At 30.8% G+C, this 14,742-nt stretch carries 15 protein-coding genes; 13 read left to right on the plus strand and 2 right to left on the minus strand.

What is annotated here, in order from left to right; translation table 11 throughout:
* Window position 1: 1 nt before the first annotated feature.
* Together cmeE and cmeD are read right to left on the minus strand one after the other, a co-directional pair.
* Window positions 2–742, minus strand: coding sequence for a multidrug efflux RND transporter periplasmic adaptor subunit CmeE (gene cmeE / locus AJ886_RS09600; RefSeq protein ID WP_038834229.1), 741 nt, complete (start codon window positions 740–742; stop codon window positions 2–4).
* Window positions 739–2,013: a multidrug efflux RND transporter outer membrane subunit CmeD gene (cmeD, locus tag AJ886_RS09605; RefSeq protein WP_070287609.1), complete on the minus strand. Its 1,275-nt coding sequence runs from the start codon at window positions 2,011–2,013 to the stop codon at window positions 739–741. The genes cmeE and cmeD overlap by 4 nt, the downstream gene beginning before the upstream one ends.
* A gap of 126 nt (window positions 2,014–2,139) precedes the next feature.
* Here cmeD and lepA point away from each other — a divergent pair, with 126 nt between their 5' ends.
* The 13 genes from lepA to AJ886_RS09670 all read left to right on the plus strand — a co-directional run bounded on the left by lepA (window position 2,140) and on the right by AJ886_RS09670 (window position 14,732).
* Window positions 2,140–3,936, plus strand: a complete 1,797-nt coding sequence (gene lepA / locus AJ886_RS09610; RefSeq protein WP_044793966.1) for a translation elongation factor 4 — start codon at window positions 2,140–2,142, stop codon at window positions 3,934–3,936.
* A gap of 76 nt (window positions 3,937–4,012) precedes the next feature.
* Entirely contained in the window at window positions 4,013–4,657 is a 645-nt protein-coding gene (gene mapA / locus AJ886_RS09615; protein WP_002861759.1) for an outer membrane lipoprotein MapA, read from the plus strand.
* A complete protein-coding gene (locus AJ886_RS09620) occupies window positions 4,654–5,229 on the plus strand; it encodes a ComF family protein (RefSeq protein ID WP_070287610.1) in 576 nt (191 codons plus the stop codon). The genes mapA and AJ886_RS09620 overlap by 4 nt, the downstream gene beginning before the upstream one ends.
* A 40-nt stretch (window positions 5,230–5,269) precedes the next feature.
* Window positions 5,270–7,858, plus strand: a complete 2,589-nt coding sequence (gyrA, locus tag AJ886_RS09625; RefSeq protein ID WP_044780241.1) for a DNA topoisomerase (ATP-hydrolyzing) subunit A — start codon at window positions 5,270–5,272, stop codon at window positions 7,856–7,858.
* A gap of 66 nt (window positions 7,859–7,924) precedes the next feature.
* Window positions 7,925–8,440, plus strand: coding sequence for a flagellar assembly lipoprotein FlgP (gene flgP / locus AJ886_RS09630; RefSeq protein WP_002882646.1), 516 nt, complete (start codon window positions 7,925–7,927; stop codon window positions 8,438–8,440).
* Window positions 8,416–8,865, plus strand: coding sequence for a flagellar assembly protein FlgQ (gene flgQ, locus AJ886_RS09635; protein WP_002882648.1), 450 nt, complete (start codon window positions 8,416–8,418; stop codon window positions 8,863–8,865). Before flgP ends, flgQ begins: the two co-directional genes overlap by 25 nt.
* A 56-nt stretch (window positions 8,866–8,921) precedes the next feature.
* On the plus strand, window positions 8,922–10,223 hold the full coding sequence (gene flgR, locus AJ886_RS09640; protein ID WP_070287611.1) for a fla regulon two-component system response regulator: 1,302 nt from the start codon (window positions 8,922–8,924) through the stop codon (window positions 10,221–10,223).
* Window positions 10,223–11,254 carry an aspartate-semialdehyde dehydrogenase gene (locus AJ886_RS09645; RefSeq protein ID WP_070287612.1) on the plus strand — a complete coding sequence of 344 codons (1,032 nt, stop codon included), beginning with the start codon at window positions 10,223–10,225 and terminating at the stop codon, window positions 11,252–11,254. Before flgR ends, AJ886_RS09645 begins: the two co-directional genes overlap by 1 nt.
* 8 nt (window positions 11,255–11,262) lie before the next feature.
* Window positions 11,263–11,769 (plus strand): YqhA family protein, encoded by a 507-nt coding sequence (locus AJ886_RS09650; protein WP_002852919.1) that lies wholly within the window; start codon window positions 11,263–11,265, stop codon window positions 11,767–11,769.
* Between the two features lie 51 nt (window positions 11,770–11,820).
* Window positions 11,821–12,012 (plus strand): mini-MOMP protein, encoded by a 192-nt coding sequence (locus AJ886_RS09655; protein WP_070287613.1) that lies wholly within the window; start codon window positions 11,821–11,823, stop codon window positions 12,010–12,012.
* A gap of 8 nt (window positions 12,013–12,020) precedes the next feature.
* Window positions 12,021–12,455: a c-type cytochrome gene (locus tag AJ886_RS09660; protein ID WP_002853959.1), complete on the plus strand. Its 435-nt coding sequence runs from the start codon at window positions 12,021–12,023 to the stop codon at window positions 12,453–12,455.
* 30 nt (window positions 12,456–12,485) lie between these two features.
* On the plus strand, window positions 12,486–13,601 hold the full coding sequence (locus AJ886_RS09665; protein WP_032603344.1) for an ABC transporter substrate-binding protein: 1,116 nt from the start codon (window positions 12,486–12,488) through the stop codon (window positions 13,599–13,601).
* 21 nt (window positions 13,602–13,622) lie between these two features.
* Window positions 13,623–14,732, plus strand: a complete 1,110-nt coding sequence (locus tag AJ886_RS09670) for an ABC transporter substrate-binding protein (protein ID WP_070287614.1) — start codon at window positions 13,623–13,625, stop codon at window positions 14,730–14,732.
* The last annotated feature ends 10 nt before the right edge of the window (window positions 14,733–14,742 follow it).

A 14,742-nucleotide genomic window follows, 5' to 3' on the forward strand; every position in this document is an offset into this window, starting at 1 on the left:
TTTAATCTTTAGTGATGATTCTACCTTCGCCAAAAAGCCCTGGTGTTAAATTTGTAGTTTGCACTTCAGCATAAATTTTTCTTGTTTTTACTTCTATACTTGGATAGATAAGGCTGATTTTTCCTTTCAATTCTGTACCATTTTGATCGATTTTGTAAAAGAAATCATCGCCTAATTTAACTTTATCTTTGTATTTTTCATCAAAACTTAAAATCAGTTTGCTTTGCGGATAGGAAAAAATTTCTATTAAAGGTTGAGCTACTCCTCCTACTCCTTCGCCCACTTGTATAAATTTGTTTGCGATAATAGCATCATAAGGTGCACGCAATTCTTTTTTTGCCATGATATTTTTATAATAAGCTATATTGATTTTTGCTTTGATTAAATTTAAATTAGCTGCATCAAATTTAGCTTTCATATCTTCATAGCTTTGTTTGTCTATAACATTTTCTACAGCTTTGATTTTTTGCATTCTGCTTTTGGTATTTTCGTATTCTACAAGGGCAAGTTGATAAGAATTTTGAGCATTTTGAAGAGCTATTTTTTCACTTTCTTGATCAAGAGCAAGTAAAAGTTCTCCTTTGCTGACTTTTTGTCCAATTTCTACAGGAATTTTTTGAACTAAACCTATGCTTTCAAGGGCAAGCTTGCTTTGTTTTGATGCTTCTACATTGAAACTCGCGTAAATTTCTTCGCCAAAGGCGTAATTAAAAGCAAGAAGTAAAAATATAATTTTTTTCATTCTTTAACCTTTGAATTAAGATCTATACCCGCATTAAAATAATAATTTGCTTTAGTAATTTCAAATTCATTTTTAGCAAGCTCTAAATCGCTTTGTGCTTTAAATTTAGCCTCTAAAGCTTGAAGATATTCCATATAAGAAACAAGTCCTGCTTGGTATTTTTTATCTACACTTTCAAAAGCCAAATTTGCAGCATTTAAGCTAAGATTAAGAGCTAAAATTTGTTCTTGTAAAACTTTTAAACTTTTGTCTAAATAATTTAATTCTTCTTTATTTTTTCTCTCACTAAATCTTGCGTTTGCATTGGCTATTTGAACGTTTAAACGCTCTTTTTCAACTTCTTTAGTCCTTGCATTGAAATCAAAAATTTTCCATTCCATACCTAAAATAAACTGATTACCTTGAGAATATTTTTCTAAGAATTGATCTGCTAAGTTTACAAAAGGAGCTGGAACTTTTGGATTATAATTGTTTTTATAAAAGTTAAAATTATCTTGAATATAAAATTTTGGAAAATATTCAGCTTTTGCTAAATTTACACTTTCTTTAGCAAGATTGATTTGTTCTTTAGCTATCATTACTTCATAGTTTTGACTTTTTTCTTGTTGCGGATTTTCTAAAAAAGCATTCCCTTGCACTTTAAAATCTGTATCGCTTAAAATTTTAATCTCTTTTTGTATATTGGCAAGTTTTAATTCATTTTGACTGAGCTCTAATAAGCTTAAATGGTATTTGGCTTTAATGCTTTCAAGTTCATCTTTAGGGCTAAGTCCTGCATCGTAAAATTTTTGCAATCTTTCAAAAGTTGATTTTAAAAAAGCTACTTTTTGTTGATTGGCTAGTAAAATTTTTTCAAGACTTAGGGTGTTAAAATAAAGTGTGATTGCATTTAAGGCAAGGTAATTTTTGCTTTGTTCTTTGTTTAAAAGGCTTAATTTTTCTTTGCTTTCTAAAGCTCTTAAATTGGCCTCTCTAGCACCCCCATCAAAAAGCAAAAAATTAAGAGAAACTTTAGCAAATAAACTTTCTTGTGGATCGATAATGAAGCGATCTTTATTGTTGGCTACATAAGCTGAGTTTAGACTAAGAGAGGGTAGGTAATTTCTAAAAGCTTGTTCTTTGTCCAAATTTGCTTGCTCACTTTGCATTTGCTTAATGAGATAGGATTCATTATTTTGACTTAGTGCTATAAATTCGTGCAAATTAGAAGCTAACATTGCTAAGGGATAAAGAGCTAAAAATATAGCTGATTTTAAATATTTTTCAAACATTATGATATTTTAATATGCTTTATATAAATTTCAATTGAAGTTTTTTATATAAAATAAAATTTATTTGTTTTAAACATAAATTTTGTTAAAATCTTAGCTTTAAAATTTTATATTTAGGATGAAATTTTGTCGGTAAAAAATATTAGAAATTTTTCTATTATAGCTCATATAGATCATGGAAAATCTACTCTTGCAGATAGGATTATTAGCGAGTGTGGTGCTATTAGCGATAGGCAGATGAGTTCACAAGTTATGGATACTATGGACATAGAAAAAGAGCGTGGTATTACCATAAAAGCACAATCAGTGCGTTTAAATTATAAATTTAATAACGAAAATTTTGTTTTAAATCTTATTGATACTCCTGGCCATGTGGATTTTTCTTATGAAGTGAGTCGTTCTTTGGCAAGTTGTGAAGGGGCTTTACTTGTAGTAGATGCTTCTCAAGGGGTTGAAGCACAGACTATAGCTAATGTTTATATAGCGCTCGAAAATAATCTTGAAATCATTCCTGTGATTAATAAAATCGATTTACCTAATGCTGATGTTGAAAAAGTAAAGCATGAAATCGAGCATATTATAGGTATAGATTGTAAAGACGCCATTTGCGTGAGTGCAAAAACAGGAGTGGGTATAAAAGAGCTTATAGAAACAATTATTACTAAAATCCCTGCACCAAAAACAGATGATGAAGCTCCTACTAAGGCTTTAATTTATGATTCTTGGTTTGATAATTATTTGGGTGCTTTGGCTTTAGTTAGGATTTATGAAGGAAGTATTGCTAAAAATGATGAAGTTTTAGTCATGAGTACGGATAAAAAACATATAGTTCAAGATCTTTTTTATCCTCATCCTTTAAGCCCAATTAAAACTCAATCTTTACAATCAGGTGAAGTAGGCGTGGTGGTTTTAGGGCTTAAAACTGTAGGTGATGTACAAGTAGGCGATACTATTACTTTAGTAAAAAACAAAGCTAAAGAAGCCATAGGCGGTTTTGAAAAGGCTAAAGCTTTTGTCTTTGCGGGACTTTATCCTATAGAAACGGATAAATTTGAAGATTTAAGAGATGCTTTAGATAAGCTAAAACTTAACGATAGTTCTATTACCTATGAGCCTGAAACTTCTTTGGCTTTAGGCTTTGGTTTTAGGGTAGGGTTTTTAGGACTTTTACACATGGAAGTGATCAAAGAAAGACTTGAAAGAGAATTTAATCTTGATTTAATTGCTACAGCTCCAACTGTGACTTATGAAATTTATCAAACCGATGGAGAACTTGTTAAAATTCAAAATCCTAGCGAGCTTCCTCCTGTTAATAAAATCGATCATATAAAAGAGCCTTATGTTAAAGCCACTATCATTACTCCAAGTGAATTTTTAGGGAATTTAATCACTCTTTTAAATCGCAAAAGAGGAATACAGGTTAAAATGGACTATATCACACCTGAGCGTGTTTTGCTAGAATATGATGTACCTTTAAATGAGATTGTGATGGATTTTTATGATAAATTAAAGTCCTTAACAAAAGGCTATGCGAGTTTTGATTATGAACCTATAGAATTTAGAGTAGGGGATTTGGTAAAACTTGATATTAAAGTGGCGGGTGAAAATGTTGATGCGCTAAGCATTATCGTGCCTAATGAGAAAGCACAAAGTAAAGGAAGAGAGCTTGTTAGCGCTATGAAAGAAATAGTTCCTAGACAGCTTTTTGAAGTGGCCATTCAAGCAAGTATTGGAAATAAAATCATCGCAAGGGAGACTGTTAAATCCATGGGTAAAAATGTGACAGCAAAATGCTATGGTGGGGATATTACTAGAAAAAGAAAGCTTTTAGAAAAGCAAAAAGAAGGTAAAAAAAGAATGAAAGCTATAGGTAAGGTAAATTTACCTCAAGAAGCTTTTTTGAGTGTTTTAAAGATAGATTGATGATAAATTTAAAACTTGGCTTGAAATTTGCTTGTATTTTTAATACAATTTTAAAATAATTTTCTAAGGAGAAAAAATGTTTAAAAAATTTTTGATTTTTATAGTGCCTATTTTATTTTTGAGTGCTTGTGCAACTAAACAAGATACTTTTGCTCAAGTTAATCAAATTTCTAGAAATTCTCAATGCAGTTCTTGCGAAAGTCCTGATGGCTTTGAAGCAAAGATTAAAGGGCTTTTATACATTAGCGATGTTGGAATTCAATGTTGTGCCAATAAACGCACTTTAGACACTGGTATTGCTTTAAAAAAGGTTTATTTGCATAGATTTTATGATTTAAAAGAAGGACAAAAAGTTTTAAATGCTAAAGGGAAAAAGTTATTTGTTGATGTGAATTTTAATGCGGTATTTTATACTTATTTAAAACAAGAACTTGAAGCTAGAGGAATAGTTGTGCTTGACAATAACGATCAAAATTCACCTTATGTGAGTAAGATTGATTTAGAATTTATATCTTATGGAGCAACTCAAGATACTACAGGATTACATTCAAAACTAGTAGGAGTTTTACAAGTTAGCGATATAAACAAAAATAAGAAATTTACAATCCGCACCAAGCAAGATGTACAAGGTTTCGATGATCTAAAAGAAACAACTTTTTATACTCATTTGTTAATAAAACAAATGGCAAATAAAGCAGCTAGTTTAATCTCTGAACTTTGAGGTGTATAAATTGCGGAGCTTTTGCTCTGCTTTGCTTTTGTGATTTATGTGAGCTAGAGCTTTCTGAATTTTCCTTAAATATAAGAAAGCTTGATAATAATTTCAAAGTCTATTCTTTTTATAAATACCATGAGATACAACACTTGCTTCACTCTAAACATTATTTTTATGGTTATTTCGTTTATAAAATGCTTGCTAAATTAAGTTTTGCAAAATTTAAAGATTTTTTTGATCCTAGAATGACAATTAATGTTATAGCTTTAGATGATAAGGTTGAAGATATGCTTTATTCACATTCTGCTATTTTAGCTAGATATCTTAAAACAAAATTTGTAAAACCTGTTTTTAATGTTTTAAAAGCACAAAATTCTGTGAAATATTCTGGAAAAAGTTTAGAATTTCGTCAAAAACATAAAAGAAATTACAAACTCTTAAAAACCATTCACGAACCTGTAATTTTAGTAGATGATATTGTAACAACTGGTTCTAGCCTTTTGGAAGCTAAAAAAGTTTTAGAAGAAAATAAAATTTCTGTACTTTTTGCTCTTGTTTTAGCTGATGCAAAAGTTTAATATGCTATAATCAAAACTTTGAACTAATAGAAGGATTTTTATGGAGAATATTTTTAGCAAAGATTCTGATATTGAACTTGTAGATATAGAAAATTCTATAAAAAGTAGTTATTTAGACTATTCTATGAGTGTTATTATAGGTCGTGCTTTGCCTGACGCAAGAGATGGTTTAAAGCCTGTTCATAGAAGAATTTTATATGCTATGCAAAATGATGAGGCAAAAAGTAGAACAGATTTTGTCAAATCAGCCCGTATAGTGGGTGCTGTTATAGGTCGTTATCACCCACATGGAGATACAGCAGTTTATGATGCTTTGGTTAGAATGGCTCAAGATTTTTCTATGAGATATCCAAGTATTACAGGACAAGGCAACTTTGGATCTATAGATGGTGATAGTGCCGCTGCGATGCGTTATACTGAAGCAAAAATGAGTAAACTTTCTCATGAGCTTTTAAAGGATATAGATAAAGATACGGTCGATTTTGTTCCAAATTATGATGGTTCAGAAAGCGAACCTGATGTTTTACCTTCTAGGGTTCCAAATTTATTATTAAATGGTTCAAGTGGTATAGCTGTAGGTATGGCGACAAACATCCCACCTCATAGTTTAAATGAGTTGATAGATGGACTTTTATATTTGCTTGATAATAAAGATGCAAGTTTAGAAGAGATTATGCAGTTTATCAAAGGTCCAGATTTTCCAACAGGCGGAATAATTTATGGTAAAAAAGGTATTATAGAAGCTTATCGCACAGGACGTGGTCGCGTGAAAGTGCGAGCTAAAACTCATATTGAAAAAAAGACAAATAAAGATGTTATTGTTATCGATGAGCTTCCTTATCAAACCAATAAAGCTAGGCTTATAGAGCAGATTGCAGAGCTTGTTAAAGAAAGGCAAATTGAAGGAATATCTGAAGTAAGAGATGAGAGTAATAAAGAAGGAATCCGCGTTGTTATAGAGCTTAAACGTGAGGCTATGAGTGAAATTGTTTTAAATAATCTATTTAAATCTACCACTATGGAAAGTACTTTTGGTGTGATTATGTTGGCAATTCATAATAAAGAACCTAAAATTTTCTCTTTGTTGGAACTTTTAAATCTTTTCTTAACTCATAGAAAAACAGTTATTATTAGAAGAACGATTTTTGAACTTCAAAAGGCAAGAGCAAGAGCTCATATTTTAGAAGGTCTTAAAATTGCACTTGATAATATAGATGAAGTGATTGCTTTAATTAAAAATAGTTCTGATAATAATACCGCAAGAGATTCTTTAGTAGCTAAATTTGGTCTTAGTGAGCTTCAAGCCAATGCTATTTTGGATATGAAACTTGGTCGTTTAACAGGACTTGAAAGAGAAAAAATCGAAAATGAACTTGCAGAATTAATGAAAGAAATTGCAAGACTTGAAGAAATTTTAAAAAGTGAAACCTTGCTTGAAAATTTAATTCGCGATGAATTAAAAGAAATTAGAAGTAAATTTGATGTGCCACGTATTACTCAAATTGAAGATGATTACGATGATATTGATATTGAAGATTTGATTCCTAATGAAAATATGGTTGTAACTATCACACATCGTGGTTATATTAAGCGTGTGCCTAGTAAACAATATGAAAAACAAAAACGAGGTGGAAAAGGAAAATTAGCCGTTACGACTTATGATGATGATTTTATAGAAAGTTTCTTTACGGCAAATACACATGATACGCTTATGTTTGTAACAGATCGTGGACAGCTTTATTGGCTTAAAGTTTATAAAATTCCTGAAGGCTCAAGAACGGCTAAAGGAAAAGCAGTGGTAAATCTTATCAATTTACAAGCTGAAGAAAAAATCATGGCTATTATTCCAACCACGGATTTTGATGAGAGCAAATCTTTATGTTTCTTTACTAAAAATGGTATTGTAAAGCGTACAAATTTGAGTGAATATCAAAATATCAGAAGTGTAGGAGTTAGAGCGATCAACTTGGATGAAAATGATGAGTTGGTAACTGCTATTATTGTTCAAAGAGATGAAAATGAAATTTTTGCCAGTGGTGGTGAAGAAAATTTAGAAAATCAAGAAATTGAAAATTTAGATGATGAAAATTTTGAAAATGAAGAAAGTGTAAACACACAAGGTAAAATGCTCTTTGCAGTAACCAAAAAAGGTATGTGTATCAAATTCCCACTTGCTAAAGTGCGTGAAATCGGCCGTGTAAGTCGTGGGGTGACCGCTATTAAGTTTAAAGAGAAAAATGACGAATTAGTAGGTGCAGTTGTTATAGAAAATGATGAGCAAGAAATTTTAAGCATAAGTGCAAAAGGTATAGGAAAACGCACCAATGCTGGAGAATATAGATTGCAAAGTAGAGGTGGCAAGGGTGTAATTTGCATGAAACTTACAGAAAAAACCAAAGATCTTATTAGCGTAGTTATAGTAGATGAAACTATGGATTTGATGGCTCTTACAAGTTCAGGCAAGATGATACGTGTTGATATGCAAAGTATTAGAAAAGCAGGGCGTAATACAAGTGGCGTCATCGTTGTTAATGTGGAAAATGACGAGGTGGTTAGCATCGCTAAGTGTCCTAAAGAGGAAAATGATGAGGATGAGTTAAGCGATGAAAACTTTGGTTTAGATTTGTAATAAGTTTAAAGTTGGAACGCTTATTGCTTTTTATTTTACTAATTACAATATTTTGAAGGTGTAAAAATGAAAAAAATTTATTTTATGCTAGCAATAGCAGGAATTTTCGCTGGTTGTGTACCAAGTGCAAACAGTACAACTAAAAATTCAAGTGCAAATAGCACTGCTCCATCTCAAGATGTTATCGTGCAAAAAGTCGACAAAGATGATGTGCGTGATATTATCAGAGAAGAAAAAATGTTAGCTCCAGACGCTAGTGAAACGGAACTTAGTTTTACAGCAGTTGGTGAAGGGATTGCTCCGATGAATACAGTTTCTACTGCTCAAGCCCTAGCTTTAGCAAAAAGAGCAGCGATTACAGATGCTTACAGACAGCTTGCAAGTAAGCTTTATGGTGTGAAAGTGAATGGTAAAGACACTGTAAAAGATGCAATGCTTAGAAGTTCAACTATTACTGCGCAAGTAAATGGTTTGATAAAAAATGCAAGTATTATTGATGAGAATTTTAATCAAGGGCTTTATAGAGTAAACTTAGAACTTAAAATCGATGCAGACAAGTGGAAAGAATTGTTTGCTTATTGATTTTTCTTAGCTTTAAGCTTTTTGCCCAAGATGAATTTATTTTTTGGGCAGAGCTTTCTAGTAAAAATTTCATTCTCTTTCATCAAAATCAAAATTTATCCTTAGCAATGACGCAAAGTGAAAATGTTGAAGAACAATGGGTATGTGAAATTTCTTATAGTGATCAAGATTTAAAAGTTTTACCTCGAACTTCTTTAGGATTAATTGATGATAATATGCTAAAAACAATTAAATTTAATTTTTTAAATTCTCATAAAGATGAGTTAAGTGATTGCTTTATAGGAGCTAAAATCAGTGTTAAGGATATTGTTAATACCGACTTATTACGTGCTCAAAGTGAAACTTATATTAAAATTTTACCCTTGCGTTTTACCGTGGAATTTGGCGAACAAAATGCGATAATTTATTATCTTAAAAAAAAGTAAATTCAAAATTAAGCGCAAATTGGATACTATAGCAGAAATTTTTTAAAAGGCCTAGGATGAATTTAGTCATAGTAGAAGATGATATTAATATGCGCAAATCCTTAGAAATTGCATTAGCAGAGTATGAAGAATTTAATATTAAATCTTATAAATCTGCTACTGAAGCTTTAAAAAAAATAGATGAGAATACAGATTTGATTATTACAGATATTAATATGCCAGGAATTGATGGCATAGAATTTGTTAAAGCCTGTGAAAATAAATATGATTTTATTATTATGACAGGAAATGCTACTTTAAACCGTGCTATAGAAGCGGTTCGTTTGGGAGTAAAAGATTTTTTAACCAAGCCTTTTGATGTTGATACTTTAGTCGAGGCTATTAAGCGTGCTAAAATCATAAGAGAAAAAACAGCCGATAAAAAAAACAAAAAAAATGAAAAAAAAGAAGAAAATAAAGATTTTTTTTCAACTTCTCCTAATTTAGAAAAAACACTAAATTTAAGTCAAAAAGTGGCTAAAACTGATGCCTCTGTAATGTTTTTTGGAGAGAGTGGAGTAGGAAAAGAGGTATTTTCTCGTTATATTCACACTCATTCTAAACGCTTTAATAAGCCTTTTGTTGCTATTAATATGGCAGCCATTCCTGCAAATTTGATTGAAAGTGAGCTTTTTGGTTTTGAAAAAGGCGCTTTTACTGATGCCAATGCAACTAAAATAGGGCTTTTTGAAATGGCTAATGAGGGCACTTTGTTTTTAGATGAAATTGGCGAAATGCCTTATGAAATTCAAGCCAAGCTTTTAAGAGCTTTGCAAGAAAAAGAAATTACGCGACTTGGAAGTACAAAAAGTATCAAAATAGATGTAAGAATTATTAGTGCAACTAATGCAAATTTAGATGAAAAAATAAAAAATGGCGAATTTCGTTCAGATTTATATTATCGTTTAAACACTGTTCCTATTAATATCCCGCCTTTAAGAGAGCGCAAAGAAGAAATTTTAGGTATAGCTCAAAAGGTTTTAGAAGATACTTGTAAAGAATATGATTTTAAGGAAAAACAGCTCAGCCAAGAAGCTAAAAATGCTTTACTTGAATATGATTTTCCTGGTAATATTAGAGAATTAATATCCGTTGTACAAAGAGCTTGTATTTTAAGTGAAAATGATGAAATTTCAAGTGAAGATTTGTTCTTAGAAGCTAGAAGTATAAAAAAAGATGTAAAGAATTTAGAGAAAGAATTGATTTGTGAAGTTCTTTTAAGTGTAGATTATGACAAGGATCAAGCTTCTCAAATTTTAGGTATGGATATAAAAATTTTAAATGAAAAAATTAAAAAATATCAAATAAAGGATAAGTAATGTCAAAAAAACAAAAAATAGCCATTGTGGGTGCTACTGGTGCGGTTGGGGAAGAGCTTTTAAATGTTTTAGATGAACTTGATTTTCCGGTGGAAAGTATTTTACCTTTAGCAAGTGCAAAAAGTGTAGGTAGTGAAGTAGAATTTAAAGGCAAAGCTTACAAAGTCAAAGAACTTACTGAAAATGTATTTAAAGAAAATCCTATTGATATTGCTTTTTTTAGCGCAGGTGGAAGTGTGAGTGAAAAATATGCCAAATTTGCAGTAGAATCTGGTGCTGTTGTTATTGATAATACAAGTCATTTTAGAATGGAAAAAGATGTTCCTTTGGTGGTTCCTGAATGCAATCCTGAGGATATTAAAGATTGGAAAAAAACAGGGATTATTGCTAATCCAAATTGTTCTACTATACAAATGGTACAAGTTTTAAAACCTTTAAATGATGCATTTAATTTAAAGCGTGTTGATGTAAGTACCTATCAGGCTGCAAGTGGAGCAGGAAAAGAAGGAATGCAAGAATTGGTTGAAGCCATGCAAAGTTTTTTTGCTTTTAAACTTGATGAGTTTAAATCTCAAACTTTTCCTTATACTTTGGCACTTAATCTTATTCCACAAATTGATGTTTTTATGGATAATGATTACACCAAAGAAGAGCTTAAAATGGTCAATGAAACTCAAAAAATTTTACATAAAAATTTAGAAGTTTCGGCAACTTGTGTAAGAGTGCCTGTTTTAAGAAGTCATAGCGAAGCCATTACTATGCATTTTGAAAAAGAAATAGATGTAAAAAAAGCTAAAGAAATTTTAGAAAAAGCACCAAGTGTTGTTGTCATAGATGATCCTAAAAATAAAAAATACCCTATGCCTTTAATGACTAGCGATACTAATGAAACTTATGTAGGAAGAATTCGCGCTGACATGTATGATAAAAAAATACTCCATCTTTGGTGTGTGGCAGATCAAATTCGTGTAGGTGCTGCAACAAACGCTGTGCGTATTGCGCAAAAATGGTTAGAATTAAAAAATAAATAAGGAAAAAAATGTTAGAGAAAATATTTGAATCTTTACTTGTTAGAAGTCGTATTGTTACAATTTTACCCGTAATTTTTGGTTTAATTGGAGCTTTTGTATTGTTTTTTATTGCAAGTTATGATGTTTTAAAAGTTATATTTTATACTTATAATTATTTTTTTGATGCAGGTTCTAATGTGGATTTGCATGAGGATGTGGTGGCTTTGATTATAGGAGCTGTTGATCTTTATCTTATGGCTTTAGTTTTGTTTATTTTTTCTTTTGGAGTTTATGAGCTTTTTATCAGTGAAATAGAAGAATTTAAACAAACAAAACAAAGCAAGGTTTTAGAGGTGCATAGCTTAGATCAATTAAAAGACAAGCTTGCAAAAGTTATCATTATGGTCTTAGTGGTAAATTTCTTTCAAAGGGTTTTACAGATGAAATTTGCTACTCCTGTGGATATGGCTTTTCTTGCTGGATCGATTTTAGCTCTTTGTGTAGGACTTTATTTTTTACATAAAGGTGGTCATTAACAAGGATTATCTTTTTTTGATATAATCGTTTTTTGTGTTTAAAGAATAAAAATGAAAAAAATATTTTTAATTGGTATGATTTTAAATCATTTTGTTTTTGCAGCTCCGTTAGATGAAGTCTTTAAAGATATAGAAGTTTCAGGGACTGTTTGTTATCACTATGATATTAAAAAAGAAAAAAAATACAACAAAAAAACACATAGATATCAAAATAAAACACAAACGGAAATTACAATAAAATAAGGAAAAATATGATTATACGATGGTTGTTTATTAGTTCAATATTTGTTGTTGCGCTTTTTGGTATTAACTTGAAATCATTTTTTACTTATACCTTTGATGCAAATAAGCAATATGATATGGAAAAAGCGAAGGCTTTGTATTTTCAAAATAAATGCAATACTTGCCATGGAGATAATGCTGAAAAGAGTGTTATAGGATCTAGAATTTTAAAAGATATGTCTCCTGAGGATATTAAAGGAGCTTTGATAGGTTATACTCTTGATAGTAGTAGCTCTACAACAGCTTCTCAAATGGCTTTTTATGCTAGAAATTTAAGCCACGAGGATATAGATAATATTATTGCTTATATTAAAGGTGGAAATTTTGCGCTTGATTTGCAAGTAAAAGACCTTCTTGAAGAAGAACCTGCGCAAAAAACAAAACATAATATATTTCTAAAATAAAATGTAAAAACTATAATTAAAAGGAATGCTATGAAAAAACTAACTTTAACTTTAAGTGTTTTAACTATGGTAAATTGCTTATATGCTAAGGATATTAATATAGGAGTAGTTTTACCTTTAACTGGAACTGTGGCAGCTTATGGGCAAGATGTTTTTAACGGAATTGAACTGGCTAATAAGCTACAACCAAAACTTTCAAATGGAGATGTTATTAAACTTATCACAATAGATACAAAAGGAGATAAACTTGAAACTTCAAACGGAGTTAATCGTTTAATAGCAACAGATAAAGTCCTTGGGATTATTGGTGAAGCTACAACTCCAAATACCATTCAAGCTATTTCTATAGCAGAAGAGAAAAAAATTCCTCTAATAGCTCCAGTGGCATCTGGAGATAAATTGCTAGATAAAAAGAAATATGCAAGTAGAGTTTGTTTTAAAGACAGTTTTCAAGGAGATAAATTTGCTACTTATGTATCTAAGGATTTAGGGCTTAAAAATGCCGTTATCATCATAGATCAAAGCAATGTTTATTCTTTAGGTTTGGCAAGAGCTTTTGAAAATTCTTTTAAGAATAATGGTGGGAAAATTATAAAAAAACTTGTTATTAATTCAGGAGATAAAGATTTTAGAGCTGTGGTTTCTCAACTTAAGAGTTTAAATCCTGATTTTGTTTATATGCCTATTTATCATCCTGAAGCTGCTTTAATTGCGAGACAAGCAAGACAAATTGGTTTTGATAAACTTTTAGCAGCAGGAGATGGTGTTAATAATCAAACTTTTATAGATCTTGGCGGAAGTGCTGTTAATGGAGTAGTTTTCACTGATAGTTTTGATTATAACAATCCATCTACGCAATTAGGAAAAGATTTTGTTGCAGCTTATGAGAAAGTTAAAGGAACAAAAGAACTTCCAGCATTTTCGGCTATGGGGGCTGATGCGTATTTTGTAATGTTGAATGCTATGAATGCTTGCGTTGATAATCTTAGCAGTGAATGTATTAATAGCAAAATTCATCAAACTAAAGATTTTCAAGCTGTTGGTGGTGTGATTAGCATAGATGAAAGCGGTAATGCTATTCGTTCTGTTGTGATTAAAGAAATTCAAAATCAAAAACAAAATTATAAAACAATTATAAATCCATAATTACTAAAATAAAGGTAGAGAATGAAAAAAAGTTTAATTTTAGCAAGTATTCTAGGTTTAAGTTTAAGTGCTGCGGAAGTCAAAATAGGAGTTGTTTTACCACTTAGCGGAGCTACTGCAGCATATGGACAAAGTGCACTAGAAGGGATTAAACTTGCAAATTCAATGCAATCAATTTTAAGTAATGGAGATAAGGTTTCTCTTGCTATTATTGATACTAAGGGTGATAAATTAGAATCTTCGAGTGGAGCAAATCGTTTAATTTCTCAAGATAAAGTTATAGGTCTTATAGGGGAAATGGTTACTGCTAATACATTGCAAGTTATGCGCGTAGCAGAAGATAATAAAATTCCATTGATCGCTCCTGCTGCAACTGGCGATAGATTGCTTGATAAAAAAATATATTCTTCTCGAGTATGTTTTATGGACAGTTTTCAAGGTTCATCTTTAGCAAAATATGTTTTTTCAAAACTTAATTACAAAAGTGCTGTTATTGTAGCAGATCAAAGCACTGACTATTCCTTAGGTTTAGCAAAAGCTTTTGAAAAACAGTACAAGTCTAATGGTGGTCAAATTCTTAGAATTTTAAGAGTTAATTCAGGTGATAAAGATTTTAGAGCTATTGTAGCTCAAGTTAAAAGTTTAAATCCAGAATTTATTTTTTTACCGCTTTATTATAGCGAAGCTTCTTTATTTGCAAGACAATCAAAACTCGCAGGTTTAAATATTCCTATGGGTTCTGCAGATGGAGTTGCTGATCAAACTTTTATTAGTTTAGCTGGAGATGCAAGCGAGGGTTATATTTTCACAGATAGTTTTGATGCTAATAATCCAACTACAAAATTAAGCAAAGAATTTATCAGTGTTTATGAAAAAGCTAAAGGAACAAAAGAAGTTCCAAATTTTTCGGCTATGGGTGCTGATGCGTATTTTGTAATGCTAAATGCTATGAATGCTTGCGTTGATAATCTTACTAGTAAGTGCGTCAATGAAAAAATTCACCAAACTAAAAATTATCAAGGTGTTTCTGGTGTTATTAGCATTGATCAAACAGGAAATGCAACTCGTTCTGTAGTGGTTAAAGAAATTAAAAATCAAAAGCAAAATTATAAAGATATTATCAATCCTTAAAGGAAAAATA

This window comes from Campylobacter sp. BCW_6465, assembly GCF_001762815.1.
In the GTDB taxonomy this organism is placed as follows: Bacteria; Campylobacterota; Campylobacteria; order Campylobacterales; family Campylobacteraceae; genus Campylobacter_D; species Campylobacter_D jejuni.